The 21,274-nt window shown below is 66.4% G+C and carries 22 protein-coding genes; 6 read left to right on the top strand and 16 right to left on the bottom strand.

The genetic code is table 11. The annotated features are described in order from the left end of the window. Both hslV and hslU read left to right on the top strand, forming a co-directional pair. Window positions 1–555: an ATP-dependent protease subunit HslV gene (hslV, locus tag ACZ1I5_RS15715; protein WP_465170174.1), complete on the top strand. Its 555-nt coding sequence runs from the start codon at window positions 1–3 to the stop codon at window positions 553–555. Window positions 556–684: 129 nt separating this feature from the next. After that, window positions 685–1,983: an ATP-dependent protease ATPase subunit HslU gene (gene hslU / locus ACZ1I5_RS15710; protein WP_465170173.1), complete on the top strand. Its 1,299-nt coding sequence runs from the start codon at window positions 685–687 to the stop codon at window positions 1,981–1,983. 3 nt (window positions 1,984–1,986) lie between these two features. Here the strand turns inward: hslU and ACZ1I5_RS15705 are convergent, their stop codons facing one another. From ACZ1I5_RS15705 to ACZ1I5_RS15655, 11 genes are all read right to left on the bottom strand, one after another. Continuing rightward, window positions 1,987–2,370, bottom strand: a complete 384-nt coding sequence (locus tag ACZ1I5_RS15705; protein ID WP_465170172.1) for a hypothetical protein — start codon at window positions 2,368–2,370, stop codon at window positions 1,987–1,989. Further along, window positions 2,370–2,762: a hypothetical protein gene (locus tag ACZ1I5_RS15700; protein ID WP_465170171.1), complete on the bottom strand. Its 393-nt coding sequence runs from the start codon at window positions 2,760–2,762 to the stop codon at window positions 2,370–2,372. The genes ACZ1I5_RS15705 and ACZ1I5_RS15700 overlap by 1 nt, the downstream gene beginning before the upstream one ends. 47 nt (window positions 2,763–2,809) lie before the next feature. Then, entirely contained in the window at window positions 2,810–3,544 is a 735-nt protein-coding gene (gene gloB, locus ACZ1I5_RS15695) for a hydroxyacylglutathione hydrolase (RefSeq protein ID WP_465170170.1), read from the bottom strand. Next, window positions 3,541–4,596 (bottom strand): NAD(P)H-dependent flavin oxidoreductase, encoded by a 1,056-nt coding sequence (locus ACZ1I5_RS15690; protein ID WP_465170169.1) that lies wholly within the window; start codon window positions 4,594–4,596, stop codon window positions 3,541–3,543. The genes gloB and ACZ1I5_RS15690 overlap by 4 nt, the downstream gene beginning before the upstream one ends. A 1-nt stretch (window position 4,597) precedes the next feature. Next, entirely contained in the window at window positions 4,598–5,014 is a 417-nt protein-coding gene (locus tag ACZ1I5_RS15685; RefSeq protein WP_465170168.1) for a VOC family protein, read from the bottom strand. A 59-nt stretch (window positions 5,015–5,073) separates the two neighbouring features. Continuing rightward, complete coding sequence (locus tag ACZ1I5_RS15680; protein WP_465170167.1) at window positions 5,074–5,868, bottom strand: tetratricopeptide repeat protein; 795 nt, start codon at window positions 5,866–5,868, stop codon at window positions 5,074–5,076. Continuing rightward, on the bottom strand, window positions 5,865–6,599 hold the full coding sequence (locus ACZ1I5_RS15675; RefSeq protein WP_465170166.1) for an alpha/beta hydrolase: 735 nt from the start codon (window positions 6,597–6,599) through the stop codon (window positions 5,865–5,867). Before ACZ1I5_RS15675 ends, ACZ1I5_RS15680 begins: the two co-directional genes overlap by 4 nt. Window positions 6,600–6,918: 319 nt before the next feature. After that, window positions 6,919–7,857, bottom strand: coding sequence for an alpha/beta fold hydrolase (locus ACZ1I5_RS15670; RefSeq protein ID WP_465170165.1), 939 nt, complete (start codon window positions 7,855–7,857; stop codon window positions 6,919–6,921). Beyond that, window positions 7,854–8,063: a helix-turn-helix transcriptional regulator gene (locus tag ACZ1I5_RS15665; RefSeq protein WP_465170164.1), complete on the bottom strand. Its 210-nt coding sequence runs from the start codon at window positions 8,061–8,063 to the stop codon at window positions 7,854–7,856. The genes ACZ1I5_RS15670 and ACZ1I5_RS15665 overlap by 4 nt, the downstream gene beginning before the upstream one ends. After that, complete coding sequence (locus ACZ1I5_RS15660) at window positions 8,060–8,266, bottom strand: hypothetical protein (protein WP_465170163.1); 207 nt, start codon at window positions 8,264–8,266, stop codon at window positions 8,060–8,062. The genes ACZ1I5_RS15665 and ACZ1I5_RS15660 overlap by 4 nt, the downstream gene beginning before the upstream one ends. Next, window positions 8,263–8,670, bottom strand: coding sequence for a hypothetical protein (locus ACZ1I5_RS15655; protein WP_465170162.1), 408 nt, complete (start codon window positions 8,668–8,670; stop codon window positions 8,263–8,265). Before ACZ1I5_RS15655 ends, ACZ1I5_RS15660 begins: the two co-directional genes overlap by 4 nt. A gap of 376 nt (window positions 8,671–9,046) precedes the next feature. On the opposite strand from ACZ1I5_RS15655, the gene ACZ1I5_RS15650 reads away from it, so the two are divergent. Next, complete coding sequence (locus ACZ1I5_RS15650) at window positions 9,047–9,316, top strand: hypothetical protein (protein WP_465170161.1); 270 nt, start codon at window positions 9,047–9,049, stop codon at window positions 9,314–9,316. Between the two features lie 934 nt (window positions 9,317–10,250). Here the strand turns inward: ACZ1I5_RS15650 and ACZ1I5_RS15645 are convergent. After that, window positions 10,251–11,054 carry an AraC family transcriptional regulator gene (locus ACZ1I5_RS15645; protein ID WP_465170160.1) on the bottom strand — a complete coding sequence of 268 codons (804 nt, stop codon included), beginning with the start codon at window positions 11,052–11,054 and terminating at the stop codon, window positions 10,251–10,253. 150 nt (window positions 11,055–11,204) lie between these two features. Between ACZ1I5_RS15645 and ACZ1I5_RS15640 the strand changes: the two genes are divergently transcribed. The 3 genes from ACZ1I5_RS15640 (at window position 11,205) to ACZ1I5_RS15630 (ending at window position 14,216) form a co-directional block, all read left to right on the top strand. Then, a complete protein-coding gene (locus ACZ1I5_RS15640; RefSeq protein ID WP_465170159.1) occupies window positions 11,205–11,894 on the top strand; it encodes an O-methyltransferase in 690 nt (229 codons plus the stop codon). Next, complete coding sequence (locus tag ACZ1I5_RS15635) at window positions 11,891–12,640, top strand: siderophore-interacting protein (protein WP_465170158.1); 750 nt, start codon at window positions 11,891–11,893, stop codon at window positions 12,638–12,640. The genes ACZ1I5_RS15640 and ACZ1I5_RS15635 overlap by 4 nt, the downstream gene beginning before the upstream one ends. Window positions 12,641–12,932: 292 nt before the next feature. Next, window positions 12,933–14,216 (top strand): serine hydrolase domain-containing protein, encoded by a 1,284-nt coding sequence (locus ACZ1I5_RS15630; RefSeq protein WP_465170157.1) that lies wholly within the window; start codon window positions 12,933–12,935, stop codon window positions 14,214–14,216. 46 nt (window positions 14,217–14,262) lie between these two features. Here ACZ1I5_RS15630 and asd read toward each other — a convergent pair whose 3' ends face one another. From asd to ACZ1I5_RS15610, 4 genes are all read right to left on the bottom strand, one after another. Then, complete coding sequence (asd, locus tag ACZ1I5_RS15625; protein ID WP_465170156.1) at window positions 14,263–15,114, bottom strand: archaetidylserine decarboxylase; 852 nt, start codon at window positions 15,112–15,114, stop codon at window positions 14,263–14,265. A gap of 346 nt (window positions 15,115–15,460) precedes the next feature. Continuing rightward, window positions 15,461–17,770: a TonB-dependent receptor gene (locus tag ACZ1I5_RS15620; protein WP_465170155.1), complete on the bottom strand. Its 2,310-nt coding sequence runs from the start codon at window positions 17,768–17,770 to the stop codon at window positions 15,461–15,463. Beyond that, the gene (locus ACZ1I5_RS15615) at window positions 17,767–18,261 is read right to left on the bottom strand and encodes a MarR family winged helix-turn-helix transcriptional regulator (RefSeq protein WP_465170154.1); all 495 of its coding nucleotides are present in this window, start codon (window positions 18,259–18,261) and stop codon (window positions 17,767–17,769) included. The genes ACZ1I5_RS15620 and ACZ1I5_RS15615 overlap by 4 nt, the downstream gene beginning before the upstream one ends. A gap of 153 nt (window positions 18,262–18,414) precedes the next feature. Next, window positions 18,415–21,225, bottom strand: a complete 2,811-nt coding sequence (locus tag ACZ1I5_RS15610; protein ID WP_465170153.1) for a TonB-dependent receptor — start codon at window positions 21,223–21,225, stop codon at window positions 18,415–18,417. Window positions 21,226–21,274 lie beyond the last annotated feature (49 nt).

Below are 21,274 nucleotides of genomic sequence, written 5' to 3'. Positions count from 1 at the left end.
ATGAGTGGAAACGACACAACGTGGCACGGCACGACAATTCTCTCCGTGCGCAAGAATGGACGCGTCGTCGTCGCCGGAGACGGCCAGGTGACGCAGGGCCAGACCGTGATGAAGCCCAATGCGAAAAAGGTCCGCCGCCTCGGTGACGGATCAGTGATCGGCGGTTTCGCCGGCGCGACGGCCGATGCCTTCACCCTGTTCGAGCGGCTGGAACGCAAGCTCGAACAGCATCACGGCCAATTGCTGCGCGCGGCGGTCGAGCTCGCCAAGGACTGGCGGACCGACAAGTATCTGCGCAACCTGGAGGCGATGATGATCGTCGCCGACAAGGAAGTGACGCTGATCCTCACCGGCAATGGCGACGTGCTCGAGCCCGAGGCCGGCGTCGCCGCCATCGGATCGGGCGGCAATTATGCCCTCGCCGCGGCGCGCGCGCTGGTCGATTATGAGGAAGATGCCGAGACGATCTGCCGCAAGGCGATGAAGATCGCGGCGGATGTCTGCGTCTACACCAACGAGCGCCTCACGGTCGAAAGCCTGGATAGCGCGACCTGATCCTTACTCCCCTCCCGCTTGCGGGAGGGGCTGGGGGAGGGCCTGTCCTCCCCCGATCCTTTCATGGCTGACAAGCCCTCCCCCGACCCCTCCCGCAAGCGGGAGGGGAGTTGAGAAGAACCCAGAAGAATGAACGAAGCACTTACCCCCAAAGCCATCGTCGCAGCCCTGGACGAGCACATCATCGGCCAGAAGGACGCCAAGAAGGCAGTCGCGGTCGCGATGCGCAATCGCTGGCGCCGGCAGCAGCTCGGCAGCGATCTGCGCGACGAGGTTACCCCCAAGAACATCCTGATGATCGGCCCGACCGGCTGCGGCAAGACGGAGATCAGCCGCCGCCTGGCCAAGCTGGCCGATGCGCCCTTCGTCAAGGTCGAGGCGACCAAGTTCACCGAGGTCGGCTATGTCGGTCGCGACGTGGAGCAGATCGCGCGCGACCTGGTCGAGGAAGCGATCCGGCTGGAAAAGGAACGCCGCCGCGTTGCGGTGAAGGACAAGGCCGAGGAAGCCGCGCTTGCGCGCCTGCTCGACGCGCTGACCGGCAAGGGCGCCAGCGAGGCGACGCGCGAGGCGTTCCGCCAGCGCTTCCGCGACGGCCATCTCGACCAGACCGAACTCGAGATCGAGCTGGAAGCGCAGGCCCAGATGCCGTTCGAGATTCCCGGCGGCGGCGCACAGATGATCAATCTCGGCGAGATGATGGGCAAGGCCTTTGGCGGCGGCGGCCAGATGAAGCGCCGCAAGCTGACCGTGCCGGCGGCCTGGGAGAAGCTGGTCGAGGAGGAAGCCGACAAGCGCCTCGACCAGGACGAGGTCAGCCGCATCGCGCTCGCGGACGCCGAGGCGAACGGCATCGTCTTCCTGGACGAGATCGACAAGATCGCGGTCAGCGACGTGCGGGGTGGTTCGGTCAGTCGCGAAGGCGTGCAGCGTGACCTGCTGCCGCTGATCGAGGGCACGACGGTGGCCACGAAATATGGGCCGATGAAGACCGACCATATCCTGTTCATCGCGAGCGGCGCTTTCCATGTCGCCAAGCCGAGTGACCTGCTGCCCGAGCTTCAGGGGCGACTGCCGATCCGAGTCGAGTTGAAGGCGCTGACCGAGGATGATTTCGTCGCGATCCTGTCGGACACCAAGGCCTCGCTCACGCAGCAATATGTCGCGCTGATCGGCACCGAGGGCGTCACGGTCGAGTTCACCGAGGACGGTATCCGGGCGGTCGCCAAGATCGCCGCCGAAGTGAATGGCGAGATCGAGAATATCGGTGCGCGCCGGCTGCAGACGGTGATGGAGAAGCTGCTCGAGGAAGTCAGCTTCGACGCCGAGGACCGCAAGGGCGAGACCCTGGTGGTGGACGGCGCCTATGTCGACAAGCAGCTCGCCGTGATCGCCCGCAATACCGATCTGTCGCGGTTCGTGCTCTGAGTCTCAGGGTTTCGGCTTGTCATAGGGCGTGAACTTGCCGAGCCGGCAGATCGGGCCGGGCACGACGCTGCCCGGCTCGGTCGGCCGGAACAGGTCGTTGCGGCACATCTGGCTGCCATGCGCCTCGATCACCAGGATCGAGGTCTGACGCAGCGAGGGGCAGCTCGCTTCGAGGTCGTTGCGGTAGATGTGGCGACCGGACCGGTAGAGCAGGGTCTTGTCGTCGATGATCTGCGGCCCGCCGGCGAAGGACCGGTCGATACAGTCAACCGCGACACCCGGCGCGCGCCCGGCGAGCGCCTTGTCGAGATCCTTGCTGCTGTCGGCAGCGGTCGCACAGGCCGCGATCGTCACGGCGGCCAGGCCCAAAGCGGGACGGCGGCGCATCACTTTACCTTCCTGTACGGGGTGAACTCGCCGATCGCGCAGCTGCCGGTCGGGAAGCGCGAGGTCGGATCATAGGTTTGGCCGATATCGCCGCTGCACAACCGCCCCGAGGGGCTTTTGGTCACGAGGATGTCGCCGCGGCCGATCTTCTCGCATCCGCCGCCGGTTTCGGTGCGATAGACCAGGTCACGACCGACCTTGTAGAGGATCGTCGGGCCATACGCCTTGATCGAGGCCGATCCGGAATCGCTGATGCAGGACACCGGCTTTTGCGGGGTCAGCCCGGCCAGGTCGGCGGCCAGCCTGGCCTCGTCGCTGACCTTGGCCTGCGGCGTCGCCGACGCCGCGCACCCGCTCAGGACGACGGCAAGCAAGGGAAACAGGATACGCATGGCATGCTCCTCGATCCGGCGCCCCCGTCATCGCCGATATACCCTAATCAGCCGCGAAAATCATCCTTGGCTGCACGTCTAAGACGGAGCTGTTCGGCGGATTCCGCACGCAGGAAGGGGTTGGTCGCCAGTTCCGCGGCGATCGTCGTCGGCACCGTCGCCTCGCCGCGTGCCCGCGCTGCGTCGACCGTTTCCATCCGTTGACGTATCGCGTCATTGTCCGGCTCGGCGGCCAGCGCGAAACGGCCGTTCGACTGGGTATATTCATGCGCGCAATAGACGATCGTCTCGGGCGGCAGCTCGGCCAGGCGCTGCATGTTGGCGAACATCTGCGCCGCGTCGCCCTCGAACAGCCGGCCGCAGCCCATCGCGAACAGCGTGTCGCCGGTGAACACCACCGCATCGCCTGGCAGATGGAAAAGGATGTGCCCGGCGGTGTGCCCGGGCGTTTCCAGCACGGTCGCGACATGATCGCCGATCCGGACCTTGCCGCCCTCGGACAGTTCCACGTCGAGCGTCGGAATCCGCGCCGCTTCGGCGGCCGGGCCGGACACGATCGCTCCGGTCGCTTCCTTGATCGCGGCATTGCCGCCGGTATGGTCGGGGTGCCAATGCGTGTTCCAGATCTGCCCGATCCTCCAGCCGCGCCGGTCCGCCTCGGCCAGCACCGGCGCGGCCTCGGCCGGGTCGACCACCATGGTCTCGTCGGACACGGGATCGTGTACCAGCCAGATATAATTGTCGCTCAGCGCCGGAATGCGGACGATCTCGAGGTCAGTCATGCGAGGCTCCCGATAAGGGCGGCACTGCCCAGGCGGTCGGTAAGGGCAGCGGCCGAGTCGGTACGGGCGAGCGCCGCACCCTGGCCGGCCCAGAGCGGCGAATAATCGCCCCGGCCGTCGCGCTCGGCATGGCTGCGCAGCGGGGCCAGCGCCGCGCTCGAATAGGGGAAGGGCGGGGCAGCATCGCTGACCGGGCCAATCGCCTCCATCAGCTTGTTGCGCAGCCCGCGTGCGAGGCCGCCCGAGAACAGATTGGTGAAGATGCTGTCGTCGGCCGTCGCCGTTTCCATCGCGCGGCGCTGCACCGCGCTCGGCCGGGCTTCGGGCGTGCGCAGATAGGCCGTGCCGACCTGCACCGCCGCCGCGCCCAGCGCGATCGCCGCGGCGACGCCGCGCGCATCGGCGATGCCGCCCGCCGCGATCACCGGCACATGGACCGCATCGACGATCTGCGGCACCAGCGCGATCAGCCCGACCGGGCGGTGGCCCATCAGGAAATGCCCGGCATGGCCGCCCGCCTCGAACCCCTGCGCGATCACCGCGTCGCAGCCATGCTCTTCGAGGTAGCGCGCCTCGGCGACATTGGTCGCGCAGCCGAATATCAGCGCGCCGGTCGCCTTCACGCGCCCCAGCAGATCCTGATCGGGCAGGCCGAAATGGAAGCTGACGATCTCCGGCCGGACGGTGCCGACGGCCTCCGCCATCGCCGCGTCGAACGGCCGGCGCAGCGGCGGCGCGCCGGTCGGCGGTGCGACGCCCTCTTCGATATAAAAGGGTTCGAGGGTCGCGCGCCACACCGTCTCGTCGGGGGGCGGACCCATGTTATGACAGAAGAAATTGAGGTTGAGCGGCCCGCTTGCCGCCGCGCGCACCGTGGCCGCCTGCGCGACCACGGCATCGGCATCGAGCACCGCGCAGGGCAGGGATCCGACCCCGCCCGCCGCCATCGCCGCGATCGCCAGGTCGGTTCCGGCGAAATTGGCCATCGGCGCCTGCACGATCGGCAGGCGCGCGCCGGTCATGGCCAGGAAGGCGCGGGTCGCCGCGCCCATCTTACCAGACGCCGGTATTGGGCATCGACACCCAGGGCTCGGCCGGCGGCAGGTGACCGTCCTGGAGCAGCTCGACCGAGATATTGTCGGGGGTGCGCACGAACGCCATGTGCCCGTCGCGCGGCGGGCGGTTGATCGTCACGCCGCCGTCCATCAGCCGCTGACAGGTCTCGTAGATATTGTCGACGCGGTAGGCGAGATGCCCGAAATTGCGGCCGCCCGAATAGTCCTCCGGGTCCCAGTTGTGCGTCAGCTCGACCTCGGCTTTCCCCTCCTCGCCCGGCGCCGCCATGAAGATCAGGGTGAAGCGGCCCTGCTGGCTGTCCATCCGCCGCACCTCGTTCAGCCCGAGCAGGTTGAAGAAACGGATCGTCGCGTCGGGATCGGTGACGCGGATCATCGTGTGCAGATACTTCATCGGCATGCCTCCTTGGTCCCCGCGCGAGATAGGCGCGCGGCGCGAGGCTTGCCAGTGCCCTATTGCTTCGCCGGCGTCGTTGCCGGTGCCGCCACCGGCGCATCGAACTGCTTCAGCGCGTTGCGGGCATTGCGCGCCGCCTCGCTCTCCGGCTTGAGCTTCGCGGCCTGATTCCACGCCGTCTTCGCCCCCGCCTCGTCGCCCAGGGCGGCGGCGATGTTGCCCGCTTCGAGCTGGACCGAGGGGTCGTCGCCGGCGAGCCGGATCGCCTCGGCGATGTCCTTCTTCGCGCGCGGCATGTCGCCCGTCCGCCGCGCCAGCGTCGCCGACAACAGCCAGCCGAGCGGATCGGCCGCGGCATCGACCAGGGCATGGTCGAGATCGGTGCGCGCATCGGCCAGATCGCCGCTCGCGACAAAGGCGCGGGCACGGTCGAGATTGGCCTCGCCGCGCTGCATGCCCTGAAGCGTGCCCGAGGCCAGCGCGGCGTTGAGCGCACCGCGTGCCTTCATCGCTTCGCCGCCCGCCAGCCAGGCATTGCCCGCCTGCGCCCAGTAATTCGCCGCGCGCTTGTCCCGCACGATCTCGCCGCCGCGCGCCGCGGCCTCGAACTCCGCCGCGGCGGCGGTCCAGCGCGTCTGGTTGGCATAGGCGATGCCGAGGCATTGATGCGACAGGAAGCCGCCGCCATCGCGCTGCCAGCGCCCGGCCTCATCCTCGGCCGCGCGCGGATCGCTTTCGGCGAGATCGACGCACCGGTCGAAGCGTTGCTCGACCGGATCGGGCGGGCCGGAGACCTGGCCGGGGACGGGGGCGGCACTTTGGGCGGCAAGCAGCAACAGGGGCAGGATCATAAGCGCTGAATCACATCCTCGACCGCCCCGATGAGCAGCGCGATATCCATATCGCGCGACAGGCGGTGGTCGCCGTCCTTGACGAGCATTGTCTGCACATCGGCTGAACGCAGCAGCTCGGCGAGCCGGACGGTGCGGTGCCAGGGCACGTCGGGATCGGCCTGGCCCTGGATCAGCCGCACCGGTCCGTCGAACGGGATCGTGCCGGACATGATCCGGTTGGCCTCGCCCGATTGCCAGAAGCGCGCGGTATAGACGGTCGGCTGGTCCGAATAGATGGAGGGCCGCTCGATCCGGCCGTGCTGCAGCAGCGCCAGCTTCTCGTCGGTGGTGAAGCCCCAATCAGTGAAATCCGGCGCGGGCGCGATGCCGACCAGCCCGGCCACCCGGTCGGGCCGGGCCAGCGCGGCGAGCAGCATCAGCCACCCGCCCATCGACGACCCGACCAGCACGACCGGCCCGGTGACGGCCCGGTCGATCATCTCGAGGACGTCGTCGCGCCAGCCGGCCAGCGTCTGATCCTCGAACGCGCCCTGGCTTTGTCCGCAGCCGCCATAATCGAAGCGCAGGAAGGCGCGGCCTTCCTCCTTCGCCCAGGCCTCGAGCGCGAGCGCCTTGCTGCCGGTCATGTCCGAGGCATAGCCGGGCAGGAAGACGATCGCCGGGCCCGCGCCCTCGGTCAGGTGATAGGCGAGGGCGGGGCGGACGGAGATTGGCGCGGGATCAGTCATGAGGCCCCTTATACCGACTGCCTTGCGCCGTGGAGGGAAAGTCTTGGTCGGGGCATAGCGCCGGCACTGAAATCGTTGAATCGAGCACCGGCCCTGTCGGACCCATCGTTGCCGCGGGGAGATATGGGACACCAGCATGTCCCATATCTTTTTCCCGGGTATTTAATATTATCGTTATATATCAGTATGTTGTCGATAAGGGGCGACGACACGTTCCGGCCGACGGCTTCAGAACCGGAACCCGCTCGCCCCTTTCCGATCCGGATCCGCCGGCAGATCGATCGCAGGCTCGCTTGTTCCTGCGGCGTCAGGATCGGCGTCATTTCGCGTCGGCAAAGGCCTTGAGCGCCGCGGCGAAGGCGGCCGGCTGGTCGAGCATCACGAAATGCGCCGCGTCGCCGACATCGACATAGGTCATGTTGGGCGCGGCGGCATAGGCGCCCTTGTAGAGCATGTCCGCCATCGGCTTTGTTGCGGCGGTGCGCCACGGATAGACGAGCGTGATCGGCGTCCTGATGCCGGCCAGATCGGGCCGGAGATCAGTCGTCAGATCCTCATACATCGCCTGACCAGAGACGCGCGGATCGGCAGCCATCGCCCAGGCCTTCACCTTCGCGCGGGACTCGGGCTTGAGCGAGAGCTGGTTGGCGACTGCCTCGGCCTGGGCCGGGTCGGCCGGCTTGCCCCAGCTTGCCGTCATCTGGTCGCGCATCGCCTTGCCGCGCGGCTCGATCATCGCGACCGTCGCGGTCGGGCCGAACAACATGCCGTAAAAGGGCAGGGCATCGACCACCATCAGCCGCGACAGATGGTCGGGATGCGCCCTGGCGAACATCAGCCCGACCAGTCCGCCGAGCGAGTGACCGACGACCGCCGCGTCCTTGATGTTGTGGCTGGTCATATAGGCGTCGAGTTCCGCGACCACCCCGTCGAGAATGCCCGGCTTCAGGTTCGCGCCCGGCGCGTCGCCGCCGAAACCATTGATCTGCACCACATAGACCCGGTGCGTCTTCGCCAGGTCGGGCACCAAGCCGTCCCACACCGCGCGCGGGCTGGACAGGCCGGGGATCAGGAAGATCGCGGGGCCGGTGCCGGTCGCCTCGATCGAGATATGGTCCATCGTCGCGGCCGGCGCGGCGACCATGGCCGCCTGGGCCGGCGCGGCATGGGCGGGGAAGACGTTGAGCAGCAGCAGCGGCAGGGCGATGGTCGCGATCAGGCGGGCCCTATTGGACCGAGTCATTTTGGCGGGGGTCATTGCATGATCTCCTTGGATGGGCTGGTGAAGATGTCTTCGATCGAGAGCTCGAACAGCTCGGCGATCCTGAAGGCGAGGGGGAGCGAGGGGTCGTAGCGGCCGGTCTCGATCGCGTTGACGCTCTGGCGCGAGACTTCGAGCCGGTCGGCGAGATCGCCCTGGCTCCAGTCGCGTTCGGCGCGGAGCACCTTGAGGCGGTTCTTCATGCCTGGCCTCCGCGGTGGACGAGCAACACGCCGGCGGCCGCGCCGGCCGCAAGGCTTATGATGGCCCAGAGAAGGGCGCCGGGGGCGCTGGTCCTCCGGATCAGAAGCGGTGTCGCGCAGACCAGGACGACATAGAGGAGGATGACAGGCCCGAAACGGCGCAGATAGCTGCCCAACCCGGGGTCGACGCGATCGCGGGTCATGCCTCCCCTCCTGCTGCCTGGAGCTTGTTGACGCAGGCGCCGATGCCCAGCCCGGCGAACCACAGGATCACGGCATAATAGGCATAGACATGCGGCACGAGGCCGAAATTCTCGAGAAACCCCCAGGCGGTGGAAATGCTGAGCGCGAAGCCGGTCGCGATCAGCGCCTGGCGCACCATCATGTCGCGCAGATATTCGTCGGTCTCCTCGGTCAGATACCGCCCGATGACGACCAGCATACCGATGATCGGCAGCGCGGGCAGGATCGCGACGATCCAGGCGACCGGGCCGCTCAGCAGCTGGTGCTTGAAGCCATAGACAGCGCCGATCAGCGCCGCCGCGTAGATCAGGCTCAGAATGATGACCCGGCGATTATACCGCCCGATCGCTTTGCTTTTGGCCATGAGTAAAGCTCCCTTTCGAATCAGTAATGTAAGCTTTACAGGCAAGGTCGCTTGTCTGTCAAGTGAGGTTGTCAATTAGACGCGTGTGGTTGTCATGCGCGCTGCGAGGAAGGAAGCTTCCGGCCCTTTTCTCTGCTGCGCTTTGTTCTTTACTTGTTCCGATAGAACGAAATGAGCACAAAAGACTCGACTCGTTACGCTTTTTTAACGATAACTCAGCCTGACGTGATTTGGGCCGGCTGTGGCGGCCCCGGCTCGGATCATCCGCTAACGAGTGCAATCCCCAGCGGACTAGCGTGTTATGCCGGGATAAAATGTCCCTTAAAGGCGATAGGCCAAGGCGGTTGCATCATCCCAAGAAGGGAAAATGCACGTCATGCCCAACTATATCGTTACCTACGATCTCAACGCGCCGGGGCAGAACTACAACGCGCTCTACACCGCGCTAGAGGCGTATCCCAACCATTGGCATTATCAGGAATCAGCGTGGTTCGTTGGCCCGTCAGGTAGCGCCTACGATGTCGCCGAAAGCATCAGGATCCACTTGGATACAAACGACACTCTGTTTGTGACCCGAGTGACAGAGGACTCTGCGTGGTGGAATTTTGACGACAAGGCATCTGACTGGTTTCGCGGGGTGATTTGAACGCGCAGCCCGCCATAATGGGCGAGCCGCAGCGGTAAATGTCATTCGAATGGGTCACTGGTATCAGGATACATTCAAGACTTCGCGTTGCCGCAGAAATGATCGCTGGCATGTCGAATCGCCTTTGGGAGATCGCGGACATTGCGCAGCTAGTCGCGAATGCAGAAGTAGCTCCAGAGCGCGCGGCGCTTACAAGAAGCGGACAATGTGATAGCTTTCCCGCGAAGGGGGAAAGCTATGCGAATCACCTCGGTAAAAACCCTTGTGCTTTGCTCGCCGTTCCTGATGTTTGCAGCCCCTAGCGCCGCTCATGCGCAGGCAGGGCCTGTGGGCGCACCCGGACGCTACATCATTGTTCACAGTCCTCACGTTCAGCGTGATACGGTGCTGCTTGATACGGCAACGGGGAAAACATGGCAGCTTCAGACGTATTCGTCTCGGGAAGGCGAGCCTGTGGTGGGTTCCATTGGCGAGACAGGACAACCCGGCTGAGATGGCAGCATTTTTCCGGGACAACCCCTCAAAAACCAAACCCACCCCCTGACCCATTCAAACTGACCCGCTACCCGTAAACCCATAAACTTGCACGAACCAAGCTGACGGACATAGACTGAGCGTTCTCTCAGCCGAGCCGGGAGGCAAGACTTGGCGAGGGGATCAGCTGGGGCTCCGAGAGGAGCAAAGGGGTTTCTCCCGCCCTCCCAGCACCAGCTCGCAAACCGCGAGCGCGCCGGTGCCTTGGTCAGAACCAGAAGACCTGCCTCAGTCATGTCCTGAATAATTTCGATCCAAACGCCGGCCTGTCACCGGCTGCCCTGCTCATATGCCTGCTTTGTCATGTAGATGACGTCCTGCGTGATTGTTATGCGAGCTTGCCGGGCTCGGGCTGGGGATCGCTTCCGGTGGCAGGAAAAGCGGCAGACAAAACGTCCCTTCACCCGGAATATCGCTCCGCCATGTACCGCCCCGGTGACGTCCCGAGTGCCTTGCGGAACATCGTGACGAAGCTCGGCACGCTCTCATAACCCAGGTCGCCGGCGACCTGCTGGATCGAGGCACCGCCCGCCAGCCATTTCACCGCCAGAACCACGCTGAGTTGCTGGCGCCAGCGGCCGAAGCTCATGCCTGTCTCCCGGCTGATCAGCCGCACCAGGGTCCGTTCGCTCATGCCCGCGCGCTGCGCCCAGCTGTCCAATGTGCCCCGGTCCGCCGGCGACGCCATCATCGCATCGACGATCCTGCGCAGGCGCGTGTCGGTCGGCATCGGCAGGTGAAGATCCTCGACCGGCGCCGCCGCGAGCTCGTCGAGCAGGACCGCCACCAGCCGCGCCGTCGCGCCGCCTTCCTCGTAGAAATAGGGCAGGTGCGCGGCGCGGGTCAGAAGCTCGCGGAGCAGCGGTGTCACGGACACCGCACAGCAGGTGTCGGGCAGGCCCGTGCCCGCGTCGGGATCGACAAAGGCGTTATAGCCTTCGAGCACGCCGGTCGCCCTGATGGCGTGCAACGCATTACCCGGTATCCAGATCGCGCTGCGGGGCGGCACGATCCACAGCCCGCCGTCCACCTCGCAACTGAGCGCGCCGCGCTGCACGTACAGCATCTGGCCTTTCCGGTGGCGATGAGGCTCGAGCTCGAAGCCCCCGACGTCCGACATCATCGCGCCGAAGGCCACGATCGGCCGGGGAACGTCGTCGGGATCGACCCATTCGAAATCCTGCAGCTCGTTCAGGATCGGCATGACGGCGCACCGGGCAAATGGGAGTGCGTGGCGAGATCGAATAACATTCTGTCCAGCCTTCGTAATGACGCCAAATCCGGTTCCCGGTAATCGATCCGCATGCGCCCGTCGAGGCCGGCGGCGCCCCCGGAATCGAAAAAAGGACATGTCGTGGACACATTGAGCAGCCCTCGCGTCGCGGCGCTTCTGGGCAATTTGCATCGGGATGCCGAAGCGGCGGATCGCGCGCATGCGGACGCGATGCGGGCGGCGATCGACGCGCCGGGCGTGTCGATCGAGCAGCTGGTCGCCGATCTGCTCGCCAGCGAAAGGGATTATCGAACGACCTATCGCAGCTATGCCGACAATTTCCTCGCCGTCTCGCCGGACTATGGCCGCTTTCTCTATGCGACCGCGCGCGCCTGCAGGGCGAGGCGGATCGTGGAGTTCGGCACGTCGATGGGTATCTCGACGCTCTATCTTGCCGCCGCGCTTCGCGACAATGGCGGCGGGCATCTGATCGGCAGCGAGATGGAGCCGGCCAAGGTGGCGCGGGCACGCGCCCATCTCGACGCGGCCGGCCTGGGCGATCTGGTCGATATCCGCGCGGGCGACGCGCTAGAGACGCTGCGGGACGTCGGCGGCGATGTCGACCTGTTGCTGGTCGACGGCGCCTTCTCGCTCTACCTGCCCGTGCTCAAGCTGATCGAGCCCCGGCTGAGGGCCGGCGCGGTGATCCTCGGGGAAAACGCGTTCGAGCCGGGATATCGGGATTATGTCCGCGATCCGGCGAACGGCTATATCTCGCTGGCGCTGCCGGACGAAGGCCGCGGCAATGAATTCACGGTGAAGCTGTCATGATGCTGGCGGCGGACTCGCCCGAACGCTCCGGCACCAGGGAGCCGGGGAGGATCGGCAAGGCGTTGATGCGCCTGCTGATGAAGCGCGCGACGGTGGTCGCGAGCGAACGGCTGGCCGATCGTTTCTGGCTGATCACGCTCGAAGGCCCCGCGCTCGAGGGTGTCGCCTGGGCGCCGGGGCAAAAGGTCCAGATCGCGATGGGCTCGGCCTTCTTTGCCCGAACCTATACGCCGATCGAATGGAATGCCGCGACCGGGCGGACCTGTCTGCTCGGCTATGCGCATGGGGACGGCCCGGGAAGCGCCTGGGTCCGCGCGGCCAGCCCTGGCGATCCATGCGATATCTTCGGTCCGCGCGCTTCGCTCGACCTGCGGCGCCTGGCCGGTCCGCTCGCGATCATCGGTGACGAAACCTCGATCGGGCTCGCTTATGCGGCGACTCATCGGGAGGGGGCACGATCCGTCGCGTGCCTGTTCGAGGTCGATGATGTGGAGGGTGCAGAACATGTCGCGTCGCAGCTCGGCCTCCATGATGCCGCGTTCTTCGCGCGAAAGGCGCATGACGCCCATTGGGCGGAAATGGAGGCCGCGCTCCCCGCGCTGGCTGCGGCCGGCGCATCGTTCGTGCTAACCGGAAAGGCCGGCACGATCCAACGGCTGCGACAGGGCCTGAGACAGCAGGCGGTCCCGGCGGCACGACTCCTGACCAAGGCCTATTGGGCGCCCGGCAAGACCGGCCTGGACTGAGCGTGAACTGCGTTCGTTCGATGAATAGTTGAATGCCGTCATGCTGAACGGTTTCAGCATCCAACGCTCCCCAGGCGGCGGCATTGGTTGTTGCACCTTGGATGCTGAAACGAGTTCAGCATGACGGCAGGTTCGTAACCGAACGACCTTCAGATTCAGGACACTGGCGATCGCGACCCTGACAGCGCTCGTTCGTCCGCCGGTTATGGCCAAGCCCGCGCCGGGCGGCTAGGCGGACCGGCAGTCAGAACAATGCGTGCCCGAAACGCCATTTCGGGAAGGTCGGAGACGGATGAGCGGGTCAGGGAAGCGTTGGTACGGAAACAAGCTGGTCATGGGCCTCGCGCTTGCCCTCATCCTGGGTGGGGCCGCGATGCTGGGCATCACCTGGTCGCGGCTGTTGCCCGGCAAACACGCGCGGACGGCCTCTCACGTGCTGTCGATCGACATCCCGCCGCCCGAAATGCCGTCGAAGGTCGATTATAGCCTCCTGGAAAAACGCATCGCCGGCCTCATGCAGGAGCCCGACATGGTCGGGCTGGCCGTCGGCACGGTCGAGCATGGGCGGGTGCGGTTCCTGCGGGGCTATGGCGAGACGGTCGCGGGCTCGGGCAATCCCGTTACGCCCGACACCGTGTTCCGCTGGGCCTCGCTTTCCAAGGCCGTGGCGTCCGCGCTCGTCACCAAGCTGGCGGAAGACGGCAAGCTGTCGCTCGACGCGCCGCTGGCGTCGATGGGCACGACGCTCACGCTTCCCGGCGATTCCCGGGCGGTGACGGTCGCGGATGTCCTGTCGCACCGGGTCGGTCTCGTCCGCAACGCATGGGACGAGCGGCTGGAGGCAGGGGAGGATCCGAAGGCGCTGCGCGCGGCGCTCGGCACGCTGCCGCCCTTTTGTCCGCCCGGCACCTGTTATGCGTACCAGAATATCGCCTATGACACCGTGAGCGAGATCGTCGAGCGCGTGACGGGGCGCGACTATGCCAGCGTCGCACGCACGAGGCTGTTCGAACCGCTCGGCATGACTCATGCGAGCATCGGGCGTGCCGGCCTGGAAGGCGCGGCGAGCTGGGCGCATCCGCACCATCGGAACAAGATCCCGGCCACCGTGACCGACATTTATTATCGCGTGCCGGCGGCGGGCGGGGTCAACTCGTCGATCCGCGATCTCGCGCAATGGATGCGCGCGCAGATGGGCGAGGCGCCGACGATCTTGTCGCCGCGCGCGCTCGAGACGATGCATCGCGCCAGGGTGCCGACGCCGCCGCATGGCCCGCGCGGCCCGATGGATCGCGCCCTGACGAACGCCGCTTATGGGCTGGGCTGGCGCAGCTTCACGTATGCCGGGCATGCCCTGGTCGGGCATCGCGGGTCGGTCGACGGCTATGGTTCGCTCATCCTGTTCGATCCCGCGGAAAGAAGCGGCATCGTGATGTTGTGGAACAGCAGCGGGGGCAAGGCGGCGCGGCTTCAGCTCGAATTCTTCGACATGCTGTACGGCCTGCCGGCGCACGACTGGCTCGAGCTGGCGGTTCCGAAGCCGGGGGCGAAAACCCCGGGCGCCGCGCCGCGATAAAGCGGGGCCCGTCGCGCGGGTCGTCCATGCGGCGTCGGAAACGGGCTCAGCCCGGGCTGTTGCCCATCATCTCGCCGAGGCGCACGGGCCGTTCGGGCGCCCAGTCCCGGTTGAAGGCGATGGCGCCGCGACGGAACAGCATCACGATCGTCGAGCCAAGCAGGAAGCGGCCCATTTCCTCGCCCTTTTTCAGCAGGATGTCCTGGCCGTCATAAGTCCAGTCGGACATCTTGCCGGTGCGCGTCGCATTGACCACGCCGTGCCAGACGGTGGCCATGCTGCCGACGATGGTCGCGCCGACCAGGACCATCACGAACGGGCCGTGTTCGGGCGAGTCGAACACGCACACCACGCGCTCGTTGCGCGCGAACAGGTTGGGCACGCCGCGCGCCGTGATCGGGTTGACCGAGAAAAGCGCGCCCGGCACGTGGATCATCCGGGTCAGCTTGCCGTCGCAGGGCATGTGCAGGCGGTGATAATCCCGTGGCGACAGGTACAGATTGGCAAAGCTGCCATGACGAAACGGAGCCGCCAGGTCGCTGTCGCCGCCCAGCAGATCAGTGGTGGTGAAGCGATGCCCCTTCGCCTGAACCATATGATGGTCGTCGATCGCGCCGAACTGGCTGATCGCGCCGTCCACCGGACAAGTGAAATCGGCCTCGGCCAGGGGCCGGGCGCCTGGCTTGAGCGGGCGGGTGAAGAAGGCGTTGAAGCTGGCATAGCTGGCGATGTCCGGATTCGCGGCCTCGCTCATGTCCACGCCGTACCGCCGGACGAACCAGCGGATCAGCGGGAGCGTCATCGCGCTTCGCTCCGCCCCCGCAACATGACCGGCGAAGCGGGTCAGGCGTTGTTTCGGCAGCAGGTGCTGAAGCAGGATCTTGAGGCGATCGGACATGGTCGGGCTCGAATGAGGGGCTTTTGCGGGGCAAGCGTTACCGCGCGCTTCCCGCGCGGATGCGTCCAAATGGCGGAACTGGTGGTCAGCGGTGCGGCAGCTTTCCGACGATAGTCCGTGGAAAGCAAGGCGGCCCGTCCAGGCAGGGTGATCGCATCTGGAGCGGGGCGGGTTGGAAAGGCGCGGAAGAAGGGTTTCACGCGAAGGCGCGAAGGCGCGAAGATGTTCGGATGCCATCGAATGGACCGCGTATCGCGGACGGACGATCCAAAAACTTCGCGTCTTCGCGTCTTCGCGTGAACCAGCTCTTCCTTTTTGCCACGCCAGATACAAGAACGCGGTGCGCTCAGAATTTGAAGGCGGCGCTTACCCCCCATTCGCGCGGCCGCCCATAGCTCGCCTCGGCCAGGCCGAATGCGCCGGAGACGTTTCCGGAGACCAGGTACAAGGTGTTCGTCAGGTTCGTGCCGAACACCGCGAGCGTGATGGCGCGGCCCGGCAGCGCGTAGCTGAGCCGGGCGTTGAGCAGCCCATAGCCGTCGTCAGTGATGATCGGCGAATTGGCGACATCGTGATAGATGCGGCTGTACATGGTGTAGTCGATGCGCAGCCCGGCCTCGCTCCCGTCCGAAAACTCGTGGCTGAGATCAAGACCCGTGGTGACGGTCCATTCCGGCGCCTTGACGAAATGGCTGGCGAGCGTGATCGGCAGGATCTGGGTCGGGCCGAGGCCCTGGCCGATCGAGGTGTATTTGGCATCGAGATAGCCGACCCCGGCGTTGAAGGTGAGCCATTTTGCCGGGCGCATCACCGTCTCGAATTCGGCGCCGTTGATTTCGCCCGCCGCGGCGTTCGCGACGAAATTGGTCGGCGTCTGGTTCACCGTGAGCTGGATGTCCTTGTAGATCGAATGGAACGCCGCGATGTTGGTGGTCAGCTGGCCATCGAGCCATTGTGCCTTCAGCCCGGCCTCCCAGGTGGTCAGTTCTTCCGGGGCATATTGCGTGACTTCGGCATCGCTCACCAGCGGTCGACCGTTGAAGCCGCCCTGCTTGAAGCCCTTCGAATAGGAGGCGTAGAGCAGCACGTCCTCCGCCGCCTTGTAGTTGATGCCGAAGCGCGGCGTGAACTTCTCGAAGGTCGCTTCCTTGGTCACGTTGGTGAACTGCACCAGGTCGCGCTGGCGCACGTTGATCGAGGTGAATTCCTTCTTGTCGCTGGTGTAGCGTCCGCCGACCGTCACGCTCAGTCTCGGCACGATCTCGAAATCGATCTGGCCATATGCGGCAAGGCTGCGGTTGTCGGTGTAGTTCCGGATGAACACGGCGGGCGTGAAAGGCGGCGGGGCGGCCGGCGCCTGAAGCCCGATCGCCAGGTCGGCGGTCGCGATGTCGGACGCCTTTTCCTTGAAGTAGAAGCCGCCCAGCACATAGCTCAGGCGCCCGTCGAGCGCCTTGCCGGTCAGCTGCAGCTCCTGGCTGAGCTGCCACTGCCTGTCGCGGTTGGTGGTCTGGCGGAAGACGAACGGCGTGTTGTCGCCGTCGCGCGTGAAATAGGCCTTCATGTGGCGGTAGGCCGTGATCGACTTCAGCGTCGCGTCGCCGATATCGTAGGAGACGATGCCCTGGACGCCCCACAGGTCGAGATCATTGTCGTTGGGCCCGCCGGCATAGGTTTCGAACGGGCTCGCCGTGATGAAGCTCGGGTTGAGGGTCTTCGCGCCGTTCGGGGCGACGATGCCCCGGCTGGGCGCGACATAGGTGTTGTAGTTGGCGAGGAAGGGGATGCCGGTGATCCCGGGCGCGTTGCCGACCGCGAGCAGATCGGACGGGGCCGATGTCTCCCGGGCCCGGGTATAGTCGGCGCCGATATCGATCGTCAGGCCGCTTCCCTCGGGCTGGATGCGCAGCTTGGCGCGGATCATCTGCGCCGAGCGGTCGCCCTGGGTGTCGCCGTCGACCAGCCGCTTCACATAGCCGTCGCGGTTGAGCGTGGCGCCGGAGAGCCTGAGGCCGACCACGCCCGGCACGATCGGCACGTTCACCGCGCCCTTGACGTCGATCCGGTCGAAACGCCCATAGGTCGCCTCGATTCGTCCCGACGTCGTGTCGACATTTGGCGAGGCCGTGTTGATCAGCACCGCGCCGCCGATCGTGTTCTTGCCGAACAGGGTGCCCTGCGGCCCGCGCAGCACCTGCACGCTGTCGATGTCGACCGCATCCATCACGCCGCCGATCGAGCGCGCATAATAGACGTCGTCGACATAGAAGCCGACGCCGGGGTCGCTGAAGATCGCGAAGTCGTTCTGGCCGACGCCGCGCACGAAGACCGTGGCGTTGTAGTTGCCGCCCGACAGGGCGGCGGCGCCGTCGAAGCGGATGTTCGGGGTGAATTTGGCCACTTCGTCGAGGGTCGCGACATTGCGCTCGGCCAGCGCGGCGGCGCCGAACGCGGTGACCGCGACGGGAACGTCCTGGAGGCGCTCCGACGTGCGCCGGGCCGTGACGAGGATGTCGTTCCCGTCGATCGGCACGTCCTGTTCGGCACTGGCCGCGCCGCCCGACGGATCGGCGGTCGGACCAGTATTCTGCGCATGCGCCGCGCCGCTCGCCAGCATCGCCGCGACCGCGATGCCGCTCGAAAGAAGACCCCTCATTTCACCCTCCTCAATAACGCTCTCTTGCTCGATGGCAGGCGTGGTTCGACTGAACTATGTGCTTGGCGGAGCTTGAGCAGCAGGCGCCTGAGCTCGGCCCGTTCGTCCCCGGTGAGCGGCGCGAAGAACCATTCTTCGTGATCCGCGGTCAGCTGGACGACTTCGGCGCGCAGCTGGTGGCCCATCTCGGTCAGGTGGAGTGCGTTGCTGCGCCGGTCCCGCCCGGGCCGCCGCTCGACCACGCCGATCGCGACAAGATTGTTCACCGCGGCCATCGTGCTGGCGCGATTGATGCCGAGGACATTGCCCAGCTCGGTCTGATCGCAGCCGGGGTGCAGGCCGATATAGGCCAGCGCGGTCGCGCGGCCGGGAGGAACGCCGAGCTTGGACATCTCGTCCTGCAGCGCTTCCATCGAAAGCATGTCGACGCGGCGGAGCTGATAGCCCGTCCGATCGGCGATCTCGCCGAGGCGAGCGTCGTCATTCTTCATCGATTCTCCCCTTCTGCCACTCGCGAGCAGTTATGAGAAGAATGTACGTCAGCCATACAGTTATGGCAACTAGCAATTAGAACGGAGACCCGAGCAAGTTTTCGGGCCCTGATTTACTCGAGGGTCCGCTCGGCGCCCGGCCGCAGGCAGGTCTCAATAGGACAGGCTGAGCGTCGCGCGGACGGTCCGGCCGAATTCCGGCCGGGCGAGGAAATAGCTGCCCATGCCGTTCACGTCGAAGGAGCCCGCGCGCGGATTGCCTTCGGTCAGGCCGAGCGTGTTGGTGAGGTTGGTGACATGGAGCGCGCCGCTCAGCCGCTTCGTCAGCGTCGCATTCGCGTCCAGGTTGATCAGCGAGAAGGACGGCAGGCGCTGCGAATTGGCGATGTCGGCGAAGCGCGCGGAATGATGCACGACGTCGGCATCGAGGCGCAGCCTGCCATGGAACAGCGTCAGGCTCGGCGTGGCGCGCAGCGACAACTCCGGCATGCGGATCAGCTGGTTGCCGGTGACGTTGCGCGTGACCGGCTGGCCATAGACCAGCTCGACATAGCTGAAATTGCGGTAGCGCGGGTCCTGCAGCGTCGCCTGCACGTCCAGCTTCAGCGGGCCGATCAGATCGGCATGCCCGGCCAGTTCCAGGCCGATGGTCGAGGTGTCGGCGATCGAGGTGCGGTCGACATAGCTGTTGGTGTCGGGATCGAAGCGATGATCGGTAAAGGGCAGTCGCGCGAAGTGGGTGCGGAACGCGACCGCCGACAGGTTCCAGTGCCGATGGCGCAGGGTCAGCCCGGCCTCTGCCATGGTGATCGGCACGACGGCTTCGTCGGTGCGGTTCGGCGCTGCGTTGAACTCGCTCGCGCTGGGCAGCCGGGCGATGCGCGTGACGCGCAGGAACATGCCCGTGCTCGGCACCGGGTTGAAATTGACGCCCGCCGTCCAGCTGAGGCCGGAGAAACGGCGGCGGATCGGCTCGAACACACCAGTGCCGGTCAGCACCGCATCGTCCGCCAGCGTGGTCGGATCGCCCAGATCGACCGGCGTCGAATCCTCGACCCTGCCGCCGATCCGGACTCGTTCCCACCGGCCGCCCAGGTCGATCCGCCAGTGCGGCGCCACTTTCCACTCGTCGGCGAGATAAAGCGCGACGTTGGAGGTGCGCAGCGTGACGGCGTCGAACAGCGATCCGTAGCGCGTGAATCCGTTATCCGTCAGCGCGCCGAGTTCGCGTCCATTCGGGTCGACCGCCACCACATCGAGCCGCCGCGCCTGGCCGCGCACGTCGAGCAGCACGGTGCCCATCGTCCGGTCGAAGTCGAGTCTGGCATCGTCATAGGTCACGCCCAGGGCAAGGTCGTGATGGCCCCAGCGATCGACACTGCGCGTCAGCCGCACATCGCCGACCCATTCCCGCATCGGCATCCAGACCGACAAGAGATTGGCGCCGACCACCAGGCCATTGCCGTTGCTGCCGGGCAGGAAAGGCGCGCTGGTATCGGCGTAGCGGATCCGCGCGGACGCAGTGCCCGGAAAGGCCGCGGTCAGTTGCGGGAGGACGCCCGAGACATAGTCCGTGCCCGCCATCATCGGCCGGCCGACCGGGAACAGCCCGTTACGCAAGGTGCTGCCGGTGCGCAGCCGCGCCTTGACCTCGAGCGCGCCCCGGTCGCCGAGCGCGAGCCGGCTCGTCATGGTATAGACGGTGATCCGGCTGTGCGTGCCCTGCGACAGGTCGAAATCGCGCGGGCCGGCGGCGGTCCTGATCGGCACATGCAGATTGTCCGGCCCGGCTAGCGTATCAGTCAACGGGTCGAAGCCGGGAATGCCGCGGACCTGGCCCGTGCTGTCGAACCGGAGCGGCACGGGCAGATAGAGGATGACGCGGTCGTCGAGCCGCTTCACGTTGAACGACAGCCGGGCATGGCTGTCGTCATAGTCGATCCCGGCGCGGATCTGGCCGCCGCGATCGGCGGGATAGCCGGGATCGCGCAAACCGTCGTCGCGGCGGTAGAAGCCGCCGATCGAGACGCCCAGGTTCGGGGCGATCCGCGTGCCGGCGAATCCGTCGATCCGCGCATAGCCGGCGCTGCCGCCGGTCGCCGACAGGGCATAGCCAGCGTCGCGCAGCCCGGTGCGGGTGACGAAATTGATGCTGCCGCCCGGCGCGTTGGGTGTGAAGATCGCGGAAGGGCCGCCGCGCACTGCCTCGACCCGCTCGACGGTCGAATCGATGCGGTAGATCTGGTCGGTGTTCAGATAGCCGAGCCCGCCGTCATATTGCACCGGCAGGCCGTCCTCGAGCAGCGCGACCGAGGAATAGCCGTCGGTCGGAATGCCGCGCGACCGGACATTGTTGCTGGCTTCGCCCCCGGTCGATTCGACCCAGAAGCCGGGGATCTGCTTGAACAGGTCGGCGGTGGACAGCGGACCCTTGCGCGCGAGCGTGGCGGCGTCGATCTGGGTGACTGCATAGCTCAGCTCGGTGTCGGCGAGCGGCGCTTCGGCGGCGCGGCCGGTCACCACGATATCGCCCTGCTCGGGCGGTGGGGGCGGCGCGGGTGCCGGTCTCGGCACGGGAGTCCGCCGGACCGTCCGAGCCGGCGCAGGCGCCCGGCGCAAGGTCACCACGCGGTCGCTGAAGCGCGCGATTTCGAGCCCGCTGTCGCGCAGCAGCCGGTCGAGCGCCACGCGCACCGGCATCTCGCCGCGCAGCCCCGCGCCGCGCCGCGTGGCGGCCGCCTCATAGGGATAGAGCAGCTGGACTCCGGCCTGCCGCGCGAACCGGTCCAGCGCGTCGGCGAGGTTCTGCGCCGGAATGTCGAACCGGGCCGATCGCTCCGCCGGCGCCGCGTGCACCGGTGCCGCGAGCATCACCGCCGCGCCGCACAGCATGGCACCGGCCATGCGCAGGGCATGGCCAGCCACTGGCCCGAGAAAAAAGCCTATGCCGCGGATCGGACGCATGAGTCTCCAGTGGCGTCCCTGCGCGACAGCTTCGTGTCACCGCGCGACG

The organism is Sphingomonas sp. BL-S-30 (assembly GCF_055521475.1).
This window is presented reverse-complemented; position numbering and strand designations above follow the sequence as displayed.